The sequence below is a fragment of the Adhaeribacter terreus genome (assembly GCF_042657365.1).
Taxonomy (GTDB): Bacteria; Bacteroidota; Bacteroidia; order Cytophagales; family Hymenobacteraceae; genus Adhaeribacter_A; species Adhaeribacter_A terreus.
This window is the reverse complement of sequence record NZ_JBHSKT010000004.1, coordinates 221125-243383: the sequence shown is the minus strand read 5'-3', so window position 1 is coordinate 243383 and position 22259 is coordinate 221125. Positions and strand designations below refer to the sequence as shown.

Annotated in this window: 14 protein-coding genes; 4 read left to right on the top strand and 10 right to left on the bottom strand. The window is 45.9% G+C overall.

Features of this window, described 5'->3' with window-relative positions:
- Positions 1-47: 47 nt before the first annotated feature.
- From ACFPIB_RS08565 to ACFPIB_RS08555, 3 genes are all read right to left on the bottom strand, one after another.
- Positions 48-941: a M48 family metalloprotease gene (locus ACFPIB_RS08565; protein ID WP_378017023.1), complete on the bottom strand. Its 894-nt coding sequence runs from the start codon at positions 939-941 to the stop codon at positions 48-50.
- 214 nt (positions 942-1155) lie between these two features.
- Positions 1156-1425, bottom strand: a complete 270-nt coding sequence (locus ACFPIB_RS08560) for a hypothetical protein (protein ID WP_378017022.1) — start codon at positions 1423-1425, stop codon at positions 1156-1158.
- A 174-nt stretch (positions 1426-1599) separates the two neighbouring features.
- On the bottom strand, positions 1600-2211 hold the full coding sequence (locus ACFPIB_RS08555; protein ID WP_378017021.1) for a hypothetical protein: 612 nt from the start codon (positions 2209-2211) through the stop codon (positions 1600-1602).
- A gap of 349 nt (positions 2212-2560) precedes the next feature.
- On the opposite strand from ACFPIB_RS08555, the gene ACFPIB_RS08550 reads away from it, so the two are divergent.
- Positions 2561-3214, top strand: coding sequence for a DsbA family protein (locus ACFPIB_RS08550; protein ID WP_378017020.1), 654 nt, complete (start codon positions 2561-2563; stop codon positions 3212-3214).
- Positions 3215-3377: 163 nt separating this feature from the next.
- Complete coding sequence (locus tag ACFPIB_RS08545) at positions 3378-3869, top strand: regulatory protein RecX (RefSeq protein WP_378017019.1); 492 nt, start codon at positions 3378-3380, stop codon at positions 3867-3869.
- 10 nt (positions 3870-3879) lie between these two features.
- Here ACFPIB_RS08545 and ACFPIB_RS08540 read toward each other — a convergent pair whose 3' ends face one another.
- From ACFPIB_RS08540 to ACFPIB_RS08520, 5 genes are all read right to left on the bottom strand, one after another.
- Positions 3880-4503 (bottom strand): DUF4230 domain-containing protein, encoded by a 624-nt coding sequence (locus ACFPIB_RS08540; protein WP_378017018.1) that lies wholly within the window; start codon positions 4501-4503, stop codon positions 3880-3882.
- A gap of 111 nt (positions 4504-4614) precedes the next feature.
- Positions 4615-5544 (bottom strand): 1-aminocyclopropane-1-carboxylate deaminase/D-cysteine desulfhydrase, encoded by a 930-nt coding sequence (locus ACFPIB_RS08535; protein WP_378017017.1) that lies wholly within the window; start codon positions 5542-5544, stop codon positions 4615-4617.
- A gap of 383 nt (positions 5545-5927) precedes the next feature.
- Positions 5928-8384 carry a YfhO family protein gene (locus ACFPIB_RS08530; protein ID WP_378017016.1) on the bottom strand — a complete coding sequence of 819 codons (2457 nt, stop codon included), beginning with the start codon at positions 8382-8384 and terminating at the stop codon, positions 5928-5930.
- A gap of 47 nt (positions 8385-8431) precedes the next feature.
- The gene (locus ACFPIB_RS08525) at positions 8432-8704 is read right to left on the bottom strand and encodes a DUF4834 family protein (protein WP_378017015.1); all 273 of its coding nucleotides are present in this window, start codon (positions 8702-8704) and stop codon (positions 8432-8434) included.
- Positions 8705-8711: 7 nt separating this feature from the next.
- Positions 8712-9446 (bottom strand): FkbM family methyltransferase, encoded by a 735-nt coding sequence (locus ACFPIB_RS08520; RefSeq protein ID WP_378017014.1) that lies wholly within the window; start codon positions 9444-9446, stop codon positions 8712-8714.
- A gap of 410 nt (positions 9447-9856) precedes the next feature.
- On the opposite strand from ACFPIB_RS08520, the gene ACFPIB_RS08515 reads away from it, so the two are divergent.
- Together ACFPIB_RS08515 and ACFPIB_RS08510 are read left to right on the top strand one after the other, a co-directional pair.
- Positions 9857-14254 (top strand): CusA/CzcA family heavy metal efflux RND transporter, encoded by a 4398-nt coding sequence (locus tag ACFPIB_RS08515; protein ID WP_378017013.1) that lies wholly within the window; start codon positions 9857-9859, stop codon positions 14252-14254.
- Between the two features lie 35 nt (positions 14255-14289).
- Entirely contained in the window at positions 14290-15465 is a 1176-nt protein-coding gene (locus ACFPIB_RS08510) for an efflux RND transporter periplasmic adaptor subunit (RefSeq protein ID WP_378017012.1), read from the top strand.
- A gap of 345 nt (positions 15466-15810) precedes the next feature.
- Here the strand turns inward: ACFPIB_RS08510 and carB are convergent, their stop codons facing one another.
- Both carB and ACFPIB_RS08500 read right to left on the bottom strand, forming a co-directional pair.
- Positions 15811-18624 carry a carbamoyl-phosphate synthase large subunit gene (carB, locus tag ACFPIB_RS08505; protein WP_378017011.1) on the bottom strand — a complete coding sequence of 938 codons (2814 nt, stop codon included), beginning with the start codon at positions 18622-18624 and terminating at the stop codon, positions 15811-15813.
- Between the two features lie 263 nt (positions 18625-18887).
- Positions 18888-22199 (bottom strand): T9SS type A sorting domain-containing protein, encoded by a 3312-nt coding sequence (locus tag ACFPIB_RS08500; RefSeq protein WP_378017010.1) that lies wholly within the window; start codon positions 22197-22199, stop codon positions 18888-18890.
- Between the last annotated feature and the right edge of the window lie 60 nt (positions 22200-22259).

Genomic DNA, 22259 nt, shown 5'->3' with positions numbered 1-22259 from the left:
TGAGTGGAAAAGCATAGCGTTTTGTGCTTTTAGAATGCATGTTTTTTTTAAGAAAGCCAGCCCAGTTCTTTGCCGTTGCGGTTATAAATTCTGCCGGTTTTACTTACGAAGAGCGGGTCTATTTTATCGCTTTTAAAAACGAACGGGAATTGCTCATTATTGGTCTGCGCCAGCTTTCCGATTATTTCGAGTTGCTTGTTTTTTACCCGCACCAAATTGCCATACGTGGTAATGTAAAACTCTTCGCGAGGTGCATTTTTAAAGGTTACTTTGGTAAGAATAAAGCGGTTATCTAACGTTGGTTGCGCGTCTTCGCGGGTAATAGTTTGCGGCGTACATTTCTGGGTAGCAATAGCTACTGGTTTATCGGAAACCGGATTATTACCGGCTAGCATTTGGTTATTTGCGTTGCGCCAGCCATTGCTGATAGCCGTTAAACGCGATTTGCGGCCGGGGTGGGTAACCGTTTCATATTCATCGGAAAGTACCGCCATAGCTGCTTGTGCATCGGCTAAAGATGCACCCATTTTGCGCAGCACAAAGCCCGAAAATTCATCGGCTTCCAGTTCATCGGTGGGGTTGCTGCCTCCTTTTAAAAGCGTATGCCCGTTCAGGTGGTGGCCAATTTCGTGCGCCAGAATACTTACAGCAGCCCAATCGGTACGCGACGCAGAATTTACTTCGTTCAGGAAACGGGTATTGTATAAAATGTAACGGCGGCCGTTCATAATTACCGCGGCGGCGTTATCAATCTCAGCTTCGCGCATTTCGAAACGCGGTGTTAAGCCCACAACGTCTATAATTTCTTTTACAATATCGCGGGCACCGCGGGTTTTGGTAGTGCTTTTATAGGTTTGGGCATTGGCAATTTCCGGAGCAAATACCAGCGCCGTAAAACCGATGCAAAATGCGGTAATATAGTTGGTGAAGATCTTATTCATAGCTCTGCCTTTATTAAGAAACGATGCAGGCACTTAATTCTGTATCTGCTTTCATTAAAACGTTTTACAATAGAATAAGTGCAATTTTGCGGCCAGAGTTTCGAGTGCCAAAAGCATAGCGTTTACAACAAAGCCCCGAAGTTTGCTCCGGGGCTTTGTTTGTGCTTAAAAGAAAAGTAATATTTTTCCAGTTCCGAATTTCGAAATGAAGCTTCTACTTATCTTCTTTTTTTCCTTTATCAGCATCTTTTTTGCTGCTTTTCTTCTCCGAAGAGGCTTTTTTATCACCGCTTTTAGCTGAAGCTTTCTTGGTAGTTTTCTTTTCTTCGGTTAAACCCGGCACCACATTTTTTACCAGTTTTTCGGCCTTTTTCTCTACCGTTTTTACCAGTTTTTTGGTCGTATCGCGGGCAGCATCACCAACAGCATCGGCAATTACGTCGGCAATTTCTTTATGCTCTTTTTTGTCTTTTTCTTTCGTCATCGGATTTTATGTTTTTATGCGGTGCAACTTGACGTTTATACAGTTATTTGAATACTTGCTGAAACGAAAAACGGGCTTCAGAGTTTGGTTTCGGGCATTTTTATAAAAAAATATAAAAAAAGCCAGACTCCTGGAGCCCGGCTTTAGAAGTATCGGAAGTTGGGGTAGTAAAAACTACTTAGCTGCCGTTTTTTTACTGCCTGCAGAAGAGGCAGCTTTTTTGGTAGAGGCGGTTGTGCCGCCGGCTTTTCTGGTAGTGGCACCGCTGGTGCTTGCTTTTTTAGCCATTGCGCCGGTAGACCGGGTTGTGGTGCTTGTAGCTTTTTTAGCGGCTGGTTTTGCGGCACTAGCCGATTTTGCGGTGCTGGTTTTCTTTGCAGTTGCTGCGGTTTTAGTTGCCGGTTTCGTGGCTTTGGCAGCGCTTGCTGTTTTGGTAGATTTAGCCGCGGTCGCTTTTTTCGGCGCTGCAGCTGTTTTGCTGGCTGTTGCTGTTTTAGCGGCAGTTGTCTTTTTAGCCGTTGCAGTTTTGGTTGCCGGAGTTTTGGCGGTAGCCGTTTTAGCAGCGGTCGCTTTTTTAGCAGTGGTAGATTTGGTAGCTGCTGTTTTGGTTTTAGCGGTGCTTGCGCTGGCTTTTTTAGTACTGGTTTTAGCCGTAGAGGCTGAGCTTGCAGTTTTTTTACCGGTCACGCCGTCGGCTGTTTTTGCTACTTTCCGCACAACTTTGCTTACTACCTTGGATACAGCTTCCGGAACGATGTTGGTTTGAGTTCTTCTGGTTGGTGCCATTTTCTTGGTTTAATTTTAGTGAAACAATTCGGCCGGCGGCGAAAGTATGTCCTTTTTAATGGAGAAAGCACGCTAACCTGTTACTTTTCAGTCGGATATATAAACGGATATATAGTGCCAGAGTTTTAATCGGAAAGGGGTTTATTTGAAAATCATCCAATTTTTTTCGTGAATCAAACCAATTGTGGGTTAACCGGAAACCGCATTATTTAAAACGGTAGGAAATTGGACGCAAAAACTGTAAAAATGACGCTTTAACTTTCCCGGCAGCGTCAGATCCTAATTTCCGGAGCGGCAAAGGCTTTCCCGTTTTAAATGGTTAAATTTGGGCCCTTTCAAACCTGTTCTTATGCAAAAACCTACTTTATTTTACATTTACGATGCGCTTTGCGGCTGGTGCTTTGGCTTTGCGCCGGTCATGCAAAAACTGCACACCGAATTTCAAGAGCAATTCAATTTTGAAGTAATAAATGGCGGCATGATAACCGGCGAACGGGTTGGCCCGTTGCATAAAATGGCGGCTTACATCAAGCGTTCCGTGCCGAGTGTAGAGCAGGTTTCGGGCGTGAAATTTGGCGAACCATACCTGAACGGTATTTTAAATTCAGAAACCTACATCAGTAATTCGTTGCCACCGGCCATTGCGCTTAAAATTCTGCAGGAACAGGCTTCAGACCAGCAAATAAAGCTGGCGCACGAAATTCAGCAGCTGCATTACGTGCAAGGCCAGGACCTGAACGAAGCCGAAACGTATTTTCCGTTGTGCCGCGAAATTGGTTTGCCGGAAGAAGTTTTCCGGTTGAAATTTCAGCAGAAAAAATACCGCGAACAGGCGCAAAGCGATTTCGAACTGGCTAAAAACTGGGTAATTACCGGTTTCCCGGCCATTGTGGTAGAGCACGAAGAAAAGTTATATCTGCTCACGCAGGGTTTCCAGGAATTTGAACCGTTGGCTGAAGTTTTACGCAAAATTCTGAGCGGCGAAATAAAGCAGGACGATTAACGAGCCGGCACTTTTTCAATCTGAAACCCTACCGTTTTTTTAAGTTCTGGCAACTGAAAACGGCTTAAAATAAAATGCCTTTCTGCGTGCAGGAACGAATGTTTAGCGCCGGAATTTTGTTCTGAATAAGCCGTATAAAACGCTACCCTTTTAGCCGAAAAAAGTGCAACAGCCGAAGAAGAATAAAACCTACACCCCAAAAGAAGCCCTGCTGAAAGCCGCTGCTTACTGCGCTTACCAGGAACGCACGCAGCAGGAAGTGCGCGATAAACTCTACACTTACGGCCTGGAGCCTGAAGACGTGGAAGAGCTGATCGTAAAGCTTTGCGCCGAAAAAATGATAGACGAGGAACGGTATGCGGCTTCGTATGTGCGCGGGAAATACGGAATAAAAAAATGGGGGAGACGCAAAATTCTGCAGGGTTTAAAAGGCAAACGCATTTCCGATTACTGCATTAAAAAAGGCATGAAAGAAATTGACCCGGAAGTTTACTGGGAAAATCTGCTGCACTTAACGGAAAAGAAAATGCGCTCCGAGAAAGAAAGTAATCCGTTCGCGCGCAAGCAGAAAATTACCTATTACCTGCAAACCAAAGGTTACGAAACCGATCTTATTCAGGATGCTCTGAGGGAACTGGATGGGACGAACGCGTAAATAATTTCTTTCAGCGTTTTTCTATTTCGGGCGTTTGCATTCGTTCGCTTTGCCGCCGCAAAATAACTTTTCTCTCCGAAAAACTTTCCAGCATCGGCTTTAGCACTTTCTGCGCATTTACTTCGGTCTGGCGCAAAATGCCGGAGTGGTTCGCGGTGCGGGCAATATTCTTTTCGGCATATTTATACGCTTCATCTACCAGTTCGGCATCGCGGAAATACGTGTTTTCCATGAGCAGAATTTTCGATTTTTCGTGGTTCACTTTGGAATAGCAGATCTCAGGTTTTGGCAAGTAAACCGTTAGCAGCGAATCGCCGGAAAAAACGAGGTCCTGTTCGGTAATTTTGCGCAGATCGATGCAACCAACTGCTTCGCCGGCCACAATTAGAACGCTGCGCGAATCGGGCAGAAACATGATCTCTTTTTTGTATTCCACCACATCTTTAAAATTGTACCGCACCAGTTCCATTTTGCCGAGCGCTTCTACTTTGGTAAGTACCGTGTGGTGTGAAACCGTTACTTTTTCTTCCGGTTTGAACAGCGAAAGCGGCTTGAATTTTTTCCAGAGAAAAACAGCCAGAAAGATCAGAAAAAAGGGCAGCAAAAGGGTTCGGATGAGGCGGGCGAGGCGCATAAAATTTTACATGAAATGAATTCTGTTTTGCTTACGCAGAAACAGATAAAGGTTGTGACACGCAATCAAATTCTTCCTAAAACGCTATCTTTTTACACCCGAAAACCCGCATTAGAATTCCTGCTTAAAGCCCGCATTTCCCTGTAAGCCACCGGTATGCACCGCCAATATTTTAGTGCCCGCCGGAAAGTGATTTTTACGGATCAGATCGAACAAACCGAAGAACATTTTACCGGTGTAAACCGGCTCCAAAGGTATCTGAAATTGCAGTTCAAAATCCTGCATAAAAGCGAAAAGCTCCGGTTTGGTTTTGGCGTAACCGCCGAAATGATAATCGGTTTGCAGCGTCCAGTTCCGGTACGTTTTGCCGCCGCAAAGCTGCGTGAGTATTTCAATTTCGTCTTTCAGAAAATCGCCTTTTAAAGCAGAAAAAACGAGCATGCTTTTCTCGTTATTTAATCCGCAAAGCAAGCCTGCCGCCGTACCACCAGTGCCGGCGCTGCAGCACAAAACATCGAAATTCTGTTGAATTTCAGCAATAATTTCCGTACAGCCTTTCAATGCCAATGCATTCGTGCCGCCTTCGGGAATAATGTAAACTTCACCAAATTGCTTTCTGAGTTTTTTCTGAAATTCCATAGCGTTTTTCCGGCGGTACGCTTCCCGATCCAGGTAATGCAATTCTATGCCATTTTCGGTAGCTTTTTGTAAAGTAGGGTTCAGCGGAAAGTGCTCTTCGCCCCGGATCAGGCCAATGGTTTTAAACCCGAAAAGTTTACCGGCTGCCGCCACCGCCGCAATGTGGTTGGAAAAAGCGCCGCCAAACGTGAGCAACGTGTCGAAATTTTGTTCCGCTGCGGCCAGTAAATTGTATTTCAGTTTGCGGCATTTATTTCCCGAAACTTCCGGATGTAAAAGATCTTCGCGCCGCACGTAAAGTTCAATGCCTTTCTCATTCAAAAGCTCGCTTTCCAGTTTCTGCACCGGAACGGAAGGAATATTTTTAAAAAAATCGGAAAGCGCTTGCAAAGAAACAGGCATAAAAACGGTAGGGATTTCGGGTGAAAAAGTCAGCAAATGGTATGGTTTTCAGATGAAAAAGTCAATGCCATCAAGCTGATTACAAAATTGCGTCATTCTGAGCTTGTCGAAGAAACTATTTGGTACTGCTATGGAATTTTGAGCGAGTGAGCGATAAATTCCTTACAGGTCCGGTATGCGATCGCGATCCTTTCCTCAACTTCTTTCGAATTGACACAATAATTTAAGCTATTTTATTGCCTGTAGAAACATTACTACGAAAAGCCGACGAGGTCTTTCAGAGCTGCGCTCGCTTGTGTTCAAGATGACAGATTTTTGTGAAAAAAAGAAAAACCGGCCGGCGTCTTGCCAACCGGTTTTTCCATTAAAAAGCATAGCGTTTTTTAAACGATCGGCTGGTTTTCTTCCGGCTTGGTTTTCGCAGCAAATACAATGGCAGCAATAATTACGGCATAAAGCAGCACCGAAGAAATGAGCGTTACGGTATTGCCAATGCTGTATTCTTTCGGCTCGAATTTGAATTCCACTTTATGCTGACCGGCCGGAACTTCCAACGCGCGTAAAACATAATTGGCGCGGATGTGCGGTGTAAGTTTGCCGTCTACGTAAGCATTCCAGCCATCTTTGTAATAAATTTCTGAGAAGATCACCAAGCCATTTTGCGTGGCATTTACGTCGTAAGTCAGTTCGTTTGGAGAATATGAAGTCAGTTTTACGGTAGAGCCGGCCGCGTTGAAGCTACGTTTTTCCAGCGGGAATTTCGAAATATCTACCACAGCTTCGGTTCTCGGATCGAAATCTTTTAGCGCCGCAATTTCTTCGTCCGGGTTGTTTACCGGTTTTACCGAATTTACGAACCAGGCATTGCCCAAAGCATCCGGATTGCGCTGCACCGGCATTTTCGGATCGCCGGTAATAAAATAGCGCGTGTTCAGCATGTTCAACACCTTGAGGTTGTTCTGCGAAATATGACGATCGATCAAATCCTGATAACGGCGCATTTTAGCTCCGTGGTAACCGCCAATCGACTTGTGGAAGTAAGAAGTGCGGGCATCGTTGAACGGATTCTGTAAGTTAATTACACGGTAGCTCAAATCTTTATCCTGCAGGATCTGCTGGTCGGCCGGGCTTGGCTGGAAGTGCGATTCCATGATCTGGCGCTGGAAAGCATCGTGTTTCAGATAGCGTTTATCGAGGCTCCACAGATCAACTAGAATTAATGCACCAACTATCAGCGAAGCTACCATTGCCGAAAGTTTGCCTTTCAGGTAGAAATAAAGTACGCCCGCTGCCATTAAAATAAAAATAATGGTCCGGAACGTATCGCCGCGCATCATACCGGCCCGGTCTGCACGAATAGCATTTATTACCTGAACCGGAAACCCGGAACTTTGCAGCTGCGCATCGGCCGGAGCAGTAAAATCGCTCATACTACCCACGATCATGGCAAGCAGCGCAAACCCAGCCGTAATACCCGCCGAATAAAGTACGCTTTTCTGATAATCTACCTCTTTGTTTCGGCCATAAAGCACTTCATAAAGCGCTAAAATGCCTAAAAGCGGAATCGTCACCTGCGCCATAACCAAAGCCATGGAAACCGCCCGGAATTTATTGTAACCCGGGAAATGATCGAACATGAAATAGTTGAACGCTTCGAAGTTTTTACCCCAGGCCAGCAGAATAGAAAAGATTGTAGCAGCCAGTAGCCAATAGCGGATCTTTTTATTCACCAGGAACAAGCCCAGCACAAACAGGAAACAGATAATCGCGCCTACGTAAACCGGTCCGCTGGTAAATGGTTGGTCACCCCAGTAAAGTGGCAGTCGCTTCACAATGTCGCGGGCCTGGCTTTCCGGCGCTCCAACTTGCAGTAATGCCTGGTAAGTTTCCGATTTATCGTTCAGACTATATGTACTGGCGCCGCCGTAAAAATCCGGAATTAAGAGGGTAATGGTTTCTCCCACGCCGTAGCTCCAGTTAAAAGCATAATCACGGTCCAGGCCGCTGCCGGTTGCCGTTGCGCCTGTATTATCAAGCGGTTTTATCTCCGATTTTCCACGGATTGAATATTTGCCGTACTCATAAGTAGCATACACCCGCCCGAAGCTTACACCCACGGCCAGTATTGCGCCAACAGAAAGAATAACCACGCGTTTGAAATATTCGCCCAGCCACTTTTCTTTTATTGCAAAGATCAGCTCTACAATGCCGAAGATCAGGATGATGAGCAGCAGGTAATAGGTGATCTGCAAGTGGTTCATCCGGATATGCATGGCCAGACCAAACGCAAAAAGTGCTGCGCCAAGCCAGAAATTGCGTCTTCCCTTCCGAAACGTAATGATTAAACCCGCCAGAACCAGCGGAATGTAAGCAATTGCCAGCGATTTGGTGTTGTGGCCGGCTTCCAGAATAATAAGGTTGTAAGAAGTGAAGGCAAACGCAATGGCGCCCGCAATAGAAAGCCAGGTGCTCATACCCAGCGCCACAAAAAGGATATAAGCGCAAACCAATGCCAGGAAAACGTTGGCAACCATGGCCGGCAAATTGAGCGTAATGGCCTGGTGCGCAAACTTCATCAGATCGCCGGGAAACTTGGTGCTGATGAGATAAGTTGGCATGCCGCTGAACATAGAATTGGTCCAGAGGGCTTCTTTGCCGGTTTTTTCGCGGTATTCAGTAGCTTCCTGCGAGCTTCCGCGGTGCTGCAGAATATCATTCTGCGGCAAGCCCTTGCCTTCGAAAAGAATGGGTGAAAAATAAGTGGCTGAAAGGCCGAAGAAGATCAGAACCGCAATAATATGCGGCAAAACATGGTGTTTAAAAGAAAAATTAGAGCTCATATCTGTTCAGAATCGTCTTTGCAAATGGCGCTAGAAAGATAAGGCATTTATTTTATTTCTTCATAATCCACGTATTGCCCGCCTTCGAAATCCTTTTTTTGATGCAGTTTATCTTCCGGAATATAATCTACCCGCACGTTGCCGCTTGGTTTCTGATAGCGGTGCTGCTGCGAATTACCAAATGGGTGTTGCTGTGGATCGAAACCGGTTTTGCGGATGTGTTTTTTGAAAAGGAAAGCGACCAGCCAGCGGAGCAGAAAAGGCGCTACCAACCGGATGAACATAATTATTAAAAAAGAAACAATTATAAACTTAAACATGCTTTAATCACTTGAAATAAAAATCTCCGTGGTGCGACGCAATTTCCGGACCAGCGCAAGGTTTTAGTTCGTTTTCTGCCGAAAGGACATGCACCCGGTAACCAAGCTTCTCCAGTAACCCGATCACGTTATCACGGTTTTCATCGCCGTTCAGTTCCGTCTGGATCAAGGGTTTGTATTTGGTTAAAGTTGCCTGCATGTTGCTGAAAACCTGATACTCAAAGCCTTCTACGTCGCACTTTACAAAGTCTAAACGTTCCAGACCGGCAAACAGTTCGTCAGGTATTTTCATACTTACATCGTAGAAATGCGCGTATTTTTCATCCGCGCTGCTTACCACTTTTGTCATGCCGTGGTGCAGCAGCCCATTGCGTTCCGGCGTACCCATTTGTATAACGCCGTTTTCCGAGCCTAACGCATATGGCAGCAGTTCTAAATTATCTACGCCACTGGCTTTCACATTATCTTTCCAGATCTGCTGAAATAACGGTATGGGTTCCACCGCCAAAACTCTTCCTTGCGGGCCGGCCAGCTTAGAAAGAAACGTAGAATAATAACCCAGGTTCGCCCCGATATCGATGCAGATAAAGCCTGGCCGGATGATCTTTTTCAAAAAGAACAGTTCCGGATATTTTTTCTGCATCAGGCCGGCACCCACCATAATCAGGTAAGTTTTGCTTACAAAGCGGAGGTAGCCCTTAAAGCCCAGAATATTTTCTAAAAGTTTGCGTAGCAGTTTCAAGCAGTAAAAGGATAGCGTTTTGGCAAAGGTAAGGAATTTAGGACCCCACCCCAAATAGCTAAATTGGGGGAGGGCTTTCTTCGGGAATGCGTGAAAAAATGCTAGGTGTTTTGGTCGAAAAAGTGCTAACCACCCCCGAACCCCGCCTTGAAAAGGAGGGGAGCTATCAGATAATGCGGTTCATTTGTAGGTACAGGGCTATACTGTCCGCACGCATTGCTAATAAAAACGCTATGCTTTCAGCCCCAAAAACTACCAACCTGAGCTCCGCGAAGTAGAAAAAACTTCCTCCCCTGAATTAGGGAGGGCCGGGGTGGGGTTTAGACAAATTCTGAATTAAACTGTTATGCTTTAAATCGTTTTCTTAGGCCGCTACATAACGTACCTTTACGGTATAATTCAATACCCAAATGATTGATAAGATCATCGATTTTTCTATCCGTAACAAGCTGATTGTGGGGTTGCTGATTGCGGCGCTGATTGGCTGGGGCGGATACTCTGTAACGCAGCTGCCGATAGATGCTGTGCCCGATATTACGAACAACCAGGTGCAGGTAATTACCGTGAGCCCGAGTCTGGCGGCGCAGGAAGTGGAACGGCTTATTACCTTTCCGGTGGAAGTTACCATGGCTACCGTTCCGGGCATTACCGAAATTCGCTCGTTTTCCCGTTTCGGGCTTTCCATTGTAACCATTGTATTTACTGATGAAACCGATATTTATTGGGCGCGCAGCCAGATAAATGAACGCCTGAAACAAGCCGAAGCGCAGATCCCACCGGGAATCGGTTCGCCGGAACTGGCACCTGTTACCACCGGCCTCGGCGAAATTTATCAGTACATTTTAAGGCCTAAAAAAGGCTACGAAGGTAAATACAATGCTACCGAATTGCGCAGCATTCAGGATTGGATCGTTCGGCGGCAATTGCTTGGTACCAAAGGCGTGGCCGATGTCAGTAGTTTTGGCGGGTATCTGAAACAGTACGAAGTAGCTTTAAACCCAGACCGTTTGCGCGCGCTGGGTTTGAGTATTTCGGATGTGTATAATGCGCTGGAACAAAATAACCAGAACACCGGCGGCGCTTATATCGAAAAGAAACCGAACGCTTACTTTATCCGCACCGAAGGCTTGGCGCAAAATCTGGATGATGTGGGTAAAATGGTAGTGAAAAATACGCCAAATGGTACGCCGGTTTTGGTGCGCGACGTGGGCGAAGTGCGTTTCGGGCATGCGGTGCGTTACGGCGCGATGACCTACAATAACGAAGGCGAAGTGGTAGGAGCCATTGTAATGATGCTGAAGGGCGCGAATTCTTCCAAAGTAATCCAGGAAGTGAAAACGCGGATCGTTGAAATTCAGAAAACGCTGCCCGAAGGCCTGATAATCGAACCTTACCTGGACCGCACCAAACTGGTAGATAACGCCATTCAAACCGTAATAAAAAACCTGACCGAAGGCGCTTTGATCGTGGTCTTTGTGCTGGTTTTAATGCTCGGCAATTTGCGGGCCGGGCTGGTGGTAGCTTCGGTTATTCCGCTTTCCATGCTGTTTGCCATTTCTATGATGAACGTTTTCGGCGTTTCCGGCAACTTAATGAGCCTGGGAGCGATCGATTTTGGTTTGATCGTAGATGGCGCCGTAATTATCGTGGAAAGCGTGATTCACGGCATTGTGGTTAAAAAACAGTATCATACGGGCGTTAAAAAGTTAACCCAGGAACAGATGAACGGCGAAGTGGCGGAATCGGCGAAGAAGATGATGCACTTTGCCATTTTCGGGCAGATCATCATTCTGATCGTTTATTTTCCGATCCTTTCTTTGGCCGGCATAGAAGGTAAAATGTTCAAACCAATGGCGCAGACGGTGGCTTTTGCTATTATCGGCGCCTCCCTGCTTTCGCTAACCTACGTGCCGATGGCTTCCTCGCTGTTTCTGAGTAAAGATACCGAACACAAACGCAACATTTCCGACCGCCTTATTGAGAAACTACAAACCTGGTACGCGCCTTTAATTCAAAAAGCCTTGCGCCTGAAACTCTTGGTTTTAGGCTTGGCCGCCGGCTTGTTCGTGTTCGCGGTTTTCCTGTTTATGAGAATGGGCGGCGAGTTTATTCCTACTTTGGACGAAGGCGATTTTGCGGTGGAAACGCGTTTGGTGAACGGCAGTTCGTTGTCGCAAACGGTAGAAACTTCGCAGAAAGCTGCGGAAATTTTGCTGAAGAATTTTCCGGAAGTAAAAGAAGTGGTTGGCAAGATTGGTTCTTCCGAAATTCCTGTCGATCCCATGCCCGTAGAATCCTGCGACCTGATCATTGTGCTGAAAGATAAATCAGAATGGACTTCGGCAAGCAGCCGCGAAGAACTGGCTACTAAAATGGCAGAAAAACTGGATGCATTGCCCGGCGTTTCTTTTGGTTTTCAGCAACCCATTCAGATGCGTTTCAACGAACTGATGACCGGTGCGCGGCAGGACGTGGTAATCAAAATTTACGGCGACGACCTCGATGAACTTTCGCGCGTAGCTACAAAAATAGGGCAGGAAGTTTCGAAAGTGAGCGGTGCCAGCGACTTATATGTAGAAAAAATTACCGGCCTGCCGCAAATTGTGGTAAAACTGAACCGCGACCAACTGGCCCGTTATGGCTTAACGGTAGAAGCCGTAAATACCACCGTAGAAAGTGCTTTTGCCGGTAAAATTGCAGGTTTGGTTTTCGAAGGCGAACGACGTTTCGACCTGGTTTTGCGTCTGGAAGAAGCGAGCCGTCAGCGCATTGAAGACGTGCAGAATTTAACCGTAACCCTCCCGGATGGCAACCAGATCCCGCTTACCGCCGTGGCTGAAGTCAGCTACAAAGAAGGCCCGATCCAGATCCAGCGCGACGATACCAAACGCCGCATTACCGTAGGTTTTAACGTGCGTAACCGCGACGTGCAAAGCCTGGTACAGGAAATTGAGCAACGCATAAACCAGAAAATTAAAATGCCGGCGGGCTATTATGTAACGTTTGGTGGTCAGTTCCAGAACCTCGTGGAAGCCAGCAGTCGGTTAGCTGTGGCCGTTCCGTTGGCGTTGGCGCTTATTTTTATGTTGCTGTTCTTCGCATTTAATTCATTCAAGCACAGTTTGCTGATTTTTACGGCCATTCCGCTGTCGGCCATTGGTGGAGTGTTGGCGCTTTATTTGCGCGGCATGCCGTTCAGTATTTCGGCCGGCGTGGGTTTTATTGCGTTATTTGGAGTAGCCGTTCTGAACGGAATTGTACTCATTGGCTATTTCAACCAACTTAAAGCTGCTGGCATGAAAGATCTGCACCGCATAGTTTTAACCGGAACCTCCGTGCGTTTGCGCCCTATACTCATGACGGCTACCGTAGCTTCACTGGGTTTTATGCCGATGGCGCTTTCCGGTTCTTCGGGCGCAGAAGTGCAGAAACCGCTGGCCACCGTGGTAATTGGCGGACTTATTTCAGCCACCGCTTTAACTTTAATTGTGCTGCCTATTTTGTATATTTTCTTCGAACGCATTCATTTTAAAAAGAAACCTGCGGCGCTGAGTTTTTTACTGCTTTTGGCTACCGTTTTTGCAACGCAAAGTCAGGCACAAACGGAAATTCCAACGCAAAAAACGGTAGGGAATAAGCCACTAAAACTCGAAGAACTGATCGAACTGGCCAAAAGACAAAATGCCGGTTTGCGCGCTTCCGAAATGGAAATCCAGGTGCAGCAATCCATGAAAAAAGCTTCTTCCGATTTGGGTAAAACCGAATTCAGCATGGAATACGGGCAGGTGAACACGCCGCTGAACGATACCCGTTTCGACGTTTCGCAGCGCCTTCCGTTCCCGACGGTACTTTCGCGGCAGGCTGGTCTGGCTAAAGCGGAAATTAAACAAAGCGAACTGCGGCAGGCGCGCACGCAGCAGGAATTGGTTTACGAAGTGAAGAATGCGTATTACCAGCTGGTTTATTTGGAGCAACTCGGCAAACTTCTGCACCGCCAGGATAGCTTGTATGCCCTTTTTGCCCGTGCGGCGGAAATCCGCTTTAAAACCGGCGAAACGTATTTATTAGAAAAAGCTTCCGCCGAAACGCAACTGATGCACATCCGGGCGCAAATTCCGCAGAACGAAGCCGATATGTTGGCCTGGCAAGGTCGTTTGCAAGCGCTGCTGAATACTTCCGAACCCGTAGAAATTGAACTTCCCACTTTACCAAAACGCCCCTTAACTTTCACGCCCGATTCTGCCGTTTTGCGCCAAACGCCAGCCTGGAATTTAGCCATGCAGCAAATTGAAGTGCAGCAGAAAATGTATTCCCTGGAAAAAGCCAAAGCCTTGCCCGATCTTACCGTTGGTTATTTCAACCAAAGTCTCCGCGGTCCGATGAATGTAAACGGGGTGGAGCAAACGTTTACCGGCGCCGATCGCTTCGATGGGGTTATGGCTGGCATTGCGCTGCCACTTTGGTGGAAACCGTATTCGGCGCGGATTCAGTCGGCAGCATTCCGGCAGAAGCAAGCCCAAAAACTGGCGGTACAACAGCAACATGATCTCCGCGGACAATTAACGCAGGCATTGCAGGCTTTTGAAAAAGAAAAAACCGCCCTGAACTATTACGAACAATCGGCCCTGAAACAAAGTGAATTGGTGCTGCGCCTTTCCGATAAAAGTTTCCGGAGTGGCGAAATTGGCTACGTGGAATACCTGCAAAGCGCTCGCATGGCCCTCGAAATTCAGAGCACCTACCTGGAACGGTTGCTGCGCTACAACCTAACCGTAACCGAACTGGAATTTATCTGCGGCCAACTTTAGACTTTTTACCCCTTATGCCATACCGTTTTTTATATATGTTGAAATCCTGCAAACCAGCTGCTTTGGCTTCGGGTTTTTTGCTTGTTTTCCTTAGCGTTTTTTCCGGCTGCAATTCGGCTACCAAAGAAGAAAAAGCAACTGAAACTGAAACTGCTGCTGCCCCGGAAAACCCCAATGAAGTTAGCCTTACCGATGCCCAGTTTAAAAATTCAGGCATTGCCTTCGGGCAGGTAGAGCAGAAAAATATCAGTACCGTTTTGCGATTGAACGGCATGCTGGATGTGCCGCCGCAAAACCTGATCAGCGTTTCGGCGCCTTTGGGTGGTTTCGTAAAAAAAACGGACTTACTGCAGGGTATGAAATTGAATAAAGGGCAGGTTTTGGCAGTGCTCGAGAACCCAGAATACATTGCGCTGCAACAGGAATACTTAGACGCCAAAAGCAAACTGAATTACCAGCAACTTGAATTTGCCCGCCAGAAAGAACTCAGCGAGGAAAACGTAAGTTCGAAGAAAACCTTTCAACAGGCTACTTCGGAATACCAACAATTACGCAACCGCGCCGCTGCTTTAAAAGAACAACTTGCGCTGCTCAGCATCAACCCGAACAAGCTTTCCGCCAACAATATTTCCAGCACCATCCGTATTTATTCGCCTATCAATGGTTTTGTAAAGAACGTGCTGGTGAATACCGGGAAATTTGTAACGCCGCAGGATGTATTGTTTGAGCTTGTAAATACCGAACACATGCACGCCGAACTGACCGTTTTCGAAAAAGATATTGCCAAACTAAAGCAGGGCCAGAAAATAAAACTCACTTTCCCCAATCTTCCCGGCCACGAAATTACCGCTTCCGTTTATCTGGTTGGCCGTAGCATCGAAGCCGACAAAACGATCCGCGTGCACGCGCATTTAGACCGCGAAGATCCTGAATTACTGCCCGGCATGTACGTGACGGCTTTGGTAGAAATTAATGCCCAAACCGTACCTGCCTTACCCGAAGCTGCCATTGTACAAGCCGAAGGGAAGCACGTTATCTTCATCGCTAAAAACGCCAGAACATTTGAAATGGTGCCGGTAGAAATTGGCGCTACTGAAAATGGATATACCGAAGTAAGATTACCGGAAAACATACCTGCCAACGCGAAAATAGTTACCAAAGGCGCATACCACATCATGGCCAAAAAGCTGAACGTAGGGGAGGAAGAGTAAACCGGTTTATTGGCTAATGTGGGGCTTGTCGGAATGCGGGAAGTAATCATGCCTGAGCCTCTTCTCCCGAAATTCTTCGGGTTCTGCGACTTGAAAAGAGGTGAGCTTTTGGGTTCCTGCCTGCCTTGACTTTTTGAGCTCAAAAGTCTACCGTTTTTCAGAAATATTTTAATCAGAAATGCGTGCGGACTGGTTAAGCCTGTCCCTACATGGAGCGCATTATCTGATAGCTCCCCTCCTTTTCAAGGCGGGGTTCGGGGATGGTAGAAGCTGCAGCCTGAAATGAAAAACAAAAGCCTGGCTACAATCGCAACCAGGCTTTCTGAAAATCATTATTAGGTGGGGTTACCGGCTCAAATACAAATTCCGCTCGGCATACACCTTCTGGAAATACTCATCCTGTAAATCGTCTATAAAGTAGATCGCTTCGCCGGTAGATTTCATTTCCGGACCAAGTTCCTTCTCGATATCCGGAAATTTGCTGTAAGAGAAAACCGGTACTTTAATGGCGTAACCTTCTTTATGCGGGTTAAAAGTAAAGTCCTTCACTTTGGCGTGGCCCAGCATAATTTTGGTCGCGTAATTAATGTACGGCTCGCGGTACGCTTTGGCAATGAAAGGCATGGTACGCGACGCTCTTGGGTTTGCTTCGATCACGTAAACCACTTCGTCTTTAATAGCAAACTGAATGTTGATCACGCCCACGGTATTCAAAGCAAGCGCAATTTTTTTCGTATGGTCTTCAATTTGCTTCATCACGTTGTCCGAAAGGTCGAACGGCGGAAGTACGGCGTACGAATCTCCAGAGTGAATACCGGCCGGCTCGATGTGTTCCATAATTCCCAGAATGTGCACATCTTCGCCGTCACAGATCGCATCGGCTTCGGCTTCAATAGCACGGTCCAGGAAGTGGTCCAGGAGCACTTTATTGCCTGGGTTGTCTTTAATAATATCCACAACCTGCGCTTCCAGTTCCTGCTCGTTTATCACGATCTTCATGCTCTGACCACCTAAAACGTAACTTGGGCGCACCAAAAGCGGGAATCGTAATTGCTTTGAAAGTTCAATGGCTTCTTCGGCGCTGGTAACGGAGGCAAATGGCGGATACGGGATGTTGTTGTTTTTCAGCAATGTTGAGAAAGAACCGCGATCTTCTGCTAAATCTAAACTCTTGAAGCTGGTACCAATGATCTTAATGCCGTAACGGTCCAGTTTTTCTGCCAGTTTCAAAGCGGTCTGGCCGCCAAGCTGTACAATTACGCCTTCCGGTTTTTCGTGCAGAATAATGTCGTAAATGTGTTCCCAGAAAACCGGCTCGAAGTAAAGTTTATCCGCAATGTCGAAGTCCGTAGAAACAGTTTCAGGGTTGCAGTTGATCATGATGGTTTCGTAGCCGCATTCTTTGGCCGCTAAAACGCCGTGTACGCAGCTATAATCGAACTCAATTCCCTGACCAATTCTATTTGGTCCCGAACCTAAAACAATGATCTTTTTCTTATCCGAAACCACGCTTTCGTTTTCGCCTTCGAAAGTAGAGTAGTAGTAAGGTGTTTTGGCTTCAAATTCGGCGGCGCAGGTATCTACCAGTTTGTAAACCCGCTGAATGCCTAATTCCTGACGTTTTTTGAACACTTCGCTTTCCAGGCAACGCAGAATATGCGCGATCTGCCGGTCGGCGTAGCCTTGCTGTTTGGCTTTGCGCAGCATGCCTTCCGGAAGCGTTTCCAGGGTGTATTTGCCCATTTCCTTTTCCATATCGTTCAGCTGCTCGATCTGGTTCAGGAACCACGGGTCAATTTTGGTTATCTTACGAATGGTGTTGGTCGGAATTCCGAACTTCATGGAATCTTTCACGCTGAACAAACGGTTCCAGCTGGCATGGGTCATGCTCTCGATCAGCTGTTCGTAGTTCGTCATTTCCTTGCCGTCGGCGCCAATGCCATTCCGCTTAATTTCTAAACTCTGACACGCTTTCTGCAACGCTTCCTGGAACGTCCGGCCAATACCCATCACTTCACCTACCGATTTCATTTGCAGACCCAGTGTTTTGTTCGTGCCTTTAAATTTATCGAAGTTCCAGCGCGGAATTTTTACAATAACGTAATCCAAAGCCGGTTCAAAGAAAGCCGAAGTAGTTTTGGTAATGGCGTTTTTCAGTTCATCCAGGTTATAGCCAATAGCTAGTTTCGCGGCAATTTTCGCAATCGGGTAACCGGTAGCTTTGGAAGCCAGCGCCGAAGAACGGGAAACGCGCGGGTTAATTTCAATGGCAATAATGGTATCGTCTTCCGGATTTACTGAGAACTGCACGTTGCAACCGCCGGCAAACTGTCCGATGCCGTTCATCATTTTAATGGCCAGGTCGCGCATTTTCTGATAAACCGTATCCGGTAAGGTCATGGCCGGAGCAACCGTAATAGAGTCGCCGGTATGAATACCCATCGGGTCGAAGTTCTCGATGGAGCAGATAATGATGATGTTCTGGTTGCTGTCGCGGAGCAGTTCGAGCTCGTATTCTTTCCAGCCCAAAATGCTTTGCTCTACCAAAACTTCGTGAACCGGTGAAGCGTGCAGGCCAGCCGCTAACGCTTTATCAAAATCTTCGGGCTTCTCTACAAAACCGCCACCGGCGCCGCCCAACGTATAAGAAGGGCGAATTACCAGCGGAAAACCAATGTTTTGCGCAATTTCCTTGCCTTCCAGGAACGAACGGGCCGTATTGCCTTTACAAACGTTCACGCCCAGTTCCAGCATTTTCAAACGGAATTGCTCGCGGTCTTCGGTGGTTTCAATGGCTTTAATATCTACGCCGATTATGCGCACGCCGTACTTTTTCCAGATCCCGGCGTTTTCGCAGTCTATGGCTAAGTTCAGTGCAGTCTGTCCACCCATAGTAGGCAGTACGGCATCAATTTTATGCTTTTCCAGAATCTCGATGATATACTTTTTCTCGAGCGGCTTCAGGTACACGTTGTCAGCAGTAATGCTGTCGGTCATGATGGTAGCCGGGTTGGAGTTGATAAGCGTAACTTCGATGCCTTCTTCGCGGAGCGAGCGGGCGGCCTGGGTGCCGGAATAATCAAATTCGCAGGCCTGGCCAATTACAATCGGGCCGGAGCCAATAATAAGAACGGAACGAATACTGGTGTCTCTGGGCATAAGTGGTATAGGTATAAATTGCCCAAAGTTAGGGACTGCTTTTTAAAAAGCCGAATTAATATGGTAAGAATGCCCAAATTATTTGAAAGTTTAAATATTAGCCGGACAAAAGGCAAATCAATCACTTTTTTAACACTAAACTATAGCGTTTTTCAGAGTTGTAATTCAGATAATTGAAAAATGATATCTGATTTGGTTAAAAAGTAAAAACCCCGGCCTCTTTAGAAGCCGGGGTTTTTTAATAAAAAACTATAGCGTTTTGGTTATTGTTTCAGGAATTTAGAAACGGCTGAACCATTTTCTGAAACGATGCGGATTTGATACAGACCTTTTGGTAACATTTCTACGTTCACCGCATTTGTTTCTGCAGCGTTGATCTTTAATTGCTTCAGGCTACGGCCGGTTACGTCGGTAATTTCCATGGTAGCTTTTCCATTCAGGCCATTTACTTTTACGTTCAGCAGATTATTCGCCGGGTTCGGGAAAGCGTTGATTGCTACAGCAGTGATCTTACCTTCGAAAGTTACGCTTACAATTTTAGAGTATTCAAACTTGCCATCGAAATCAATTTGTTTCAGGCGATAGTAAGAAACACCATTTACCGGGTTTTTATCAGCAAAAGCATAGGCATTTAAAACATTGCTGTTGCTGGCACCTTTCACCTGACCGATCGCTTCAAAGTTCCGGCCATCAGCAGAGCGTTCTACTACGAATAGATCGTTGTTTTTCTCAGATGCAGTTTTCCAGTTCAGGTTTACAGCATTGCTTGCTTTTTCAGCGTTAAAGCTTACCAGTGCAACCGGAAGCGGATTGATAGGTTCTTTACTTCCGATGCGGTATGTGCCTGCTAAGTTTGTCTGGCTGATACCAGTACGGTTCAATATTGCATTCTCCGTAGTACCATTAGTTGCGCTATAAGTACCTACAACAGCATTGTTCTTTACAATACGGATATCACTCAGTTTATTGATCGGGCCTAAGCCTTCTGCACTCATTCTTAAATTGTAAGTACCACCGGTTACGTTCGAATTAATATCCCAGCCAGATGGCAGAAATGAAAGCACTTGATCAGTTCCGTCCATCATATCTGTGCTGGCAGCAGCTGCATTCGGATCATGCTTAACAGCAATGGTACCACCAGTGGTTGGAGCAGAAGTTGTAGAAATGTACATTCTGCGGTCGTTTGTTTGTGTACCTACCGGGAAAAGAGATTCATTACTACCAGCGGACACGGCAGTTGTTCCATACCAGCGGCTGAAAGTACCGTCATAAACTTTACCGGCAGCATAATCCAGGGTACCCCGGTTTGCTAATGAGGCGGAAGTTCCTAACGTAAGGGTATTTCCGTTCATGTCGATGTCGCCTTTGGTCATGGCAAGCGTGCTGCGTACGTTAATATCGCTGCCAACAGATAAAATGCCGGAAGTTTTATTAACAGTAAGATTTGGAATACCTGCAGGTGCGTTGCTGATAATGTACTGGTCTGCAGTACCTGTCATAGAAATCAGACCGCTACCATTGCTGGTTAAACTGCCATTATTTATGGTAAGATTTTTCTTAACATCAATAGTGCCGCTTGTTAAAGTAATGTTAGAACCTGCCGGGCCATCGAAAATAAGATCGCCGGTTAAGGCTAGTGTATTGGCAGGGTCAATAGCATAATTATGGGTAGCAACAGTAGACGGTGCGAAGATCAGATTATTCAGCGTATGAATACCTGTGATATCTGTACCGTTATTAGCGATTACCAAAGTAGAACCGTCAGCTATAACTGTGCCGTTGTTTAATGTCAAATCTGCATTGTTCGCAAGGTTGATCGTTTCGTTTAAAATAAGATTCCCGACAGACTTGTCGATAAAGATCGATGGTAATTTACCACCGCCAATAACCGAACTGCCAGTCAAATTCTGATCGCCGGAACCATTGAACATAATGCTTGCAGAACCACCGCCATTAGCTGTGCTGGTATTTGTATTTATCAGGTCGCCGGATACTTTAACGAAAAGGTTCTGTGAACCAATCAGGGAGGTGCTTAAAACAATGTTTTCAGTTCCTTTCATTTCTAATTTATTAACCTGTAAGCTGTTGGTTACATTAGAAGTAAGGTTCGTGCCGGCATTGCCTGGAATTAACAGGTGGTTTAAGGTCAACTGATTCGAGATTGATTCAATGGTCATTGATCCGTTAATTGCAATAATAGCATCTGAATCATTTACCTGGCTGTTTCCGCTCACTACCAATCCGCCTTTCAGGTTAATAACCTCATGCATGAAAAGAGTGCCGCTGCTTTTTATAACCTCGATTTTTGGTAATTGTCCAATACCATCGGTTGTAGAGCCTGTAAAGCTCTGATCGCTGTTGCTGGTAAACCTGATAATACCAGTGCTTACACCTCCAGACGAAGAAGTGTTGGTTACGACCATATTGCCTTTTACATCAACAATTCCGGTATTAATAGTTAATCTGTTCGTTCCTGCAAAACCGAATTCGTTTGCAACAGTCAGGGTTGTACCTGAAGGTATATTGAAGACGGTATTTGTAGTAGGAGCCATTTCCAGGTCGTGGAAGGTTGTATTACCAACGATGTCATATTGATTAATACCGCCACCAGGTAAGCCGGTAGTACCGTTCGTGAAAATAACTTTCGAAAAATTCGAAGTGGCATCTACGCTGTTAGAAGCATTGGTAAATTCATTGGTAATGTTTACTTTGTTGTGTAAGAAAACTGTACCGCTTGTTTTATTGATTTGGATACGGGGTAATCTGCTTTCTCCCGGATTACTTGCTCCGTAAAGGTTCTGATTGCCAGTGCCAGTGAAGTTAATTAAAGCATTACCGCCGCCGCTTGTAGCAGTATTAAGGCAGTTTAAATTAGCTGTATTTAACAGTTCAATAGTACCACCATTAATATAAATTGATCCTGTATCGGCCAGGGTAAAATTGTTTTCTACCTGTATCGTATTGGAGATAGTATAAATACGTTTGCTTTTTGATGTAAATTGCAGTTTGTAGAAAGTTGGATTACCGTTAATGGTTGTAGTACCTCTGAAGTCAGTTAAGAGGTTGCTGTTGTGGATAAAAGTACCTCCGAATGTGTGGTTGGTATTACTGGCCGTAAAGATCAGCTGACCTTTAGTAGATGTAAAGTTACCGCCTGTCTGTTTAAAATTACCACGGATGGTAATGTTGATGGTATTGTCTCCGCTACCAACAAAATTGCCTCCAGCCATGATCAGGCTGTCTACAGAGAAATTGGCAGTGTTCTGTAAAATCGTACCAGTATAACCTGCATCGATCGTTACATTGGCTACATTTACGGTACCTATATTGAAATTGCAGTTGGTGCCTCCGGCTGTAAAGAAAACATTATCTCCTGCTACAGGACGGCTTGTAGCCACAGTTCCTCCAAAACTACCAGTCCGCCAGTTACCTGGAACACTCCAGTTGGTATTGTTGCTGCCTACCCAATAATAATCAGCTGCAAAAACATTTTCCTGACCCAGAATGAAGAAGGTCGCAAATGCCATGAGCCATTTAACCGGCTTATTCAGGTTTAAACGTAAAAAATGTGTCATATAAAAAGGGATAAATTTTTATTTAGGGTTCTCTTATTACAAACGTTTTCTAAGAATCAG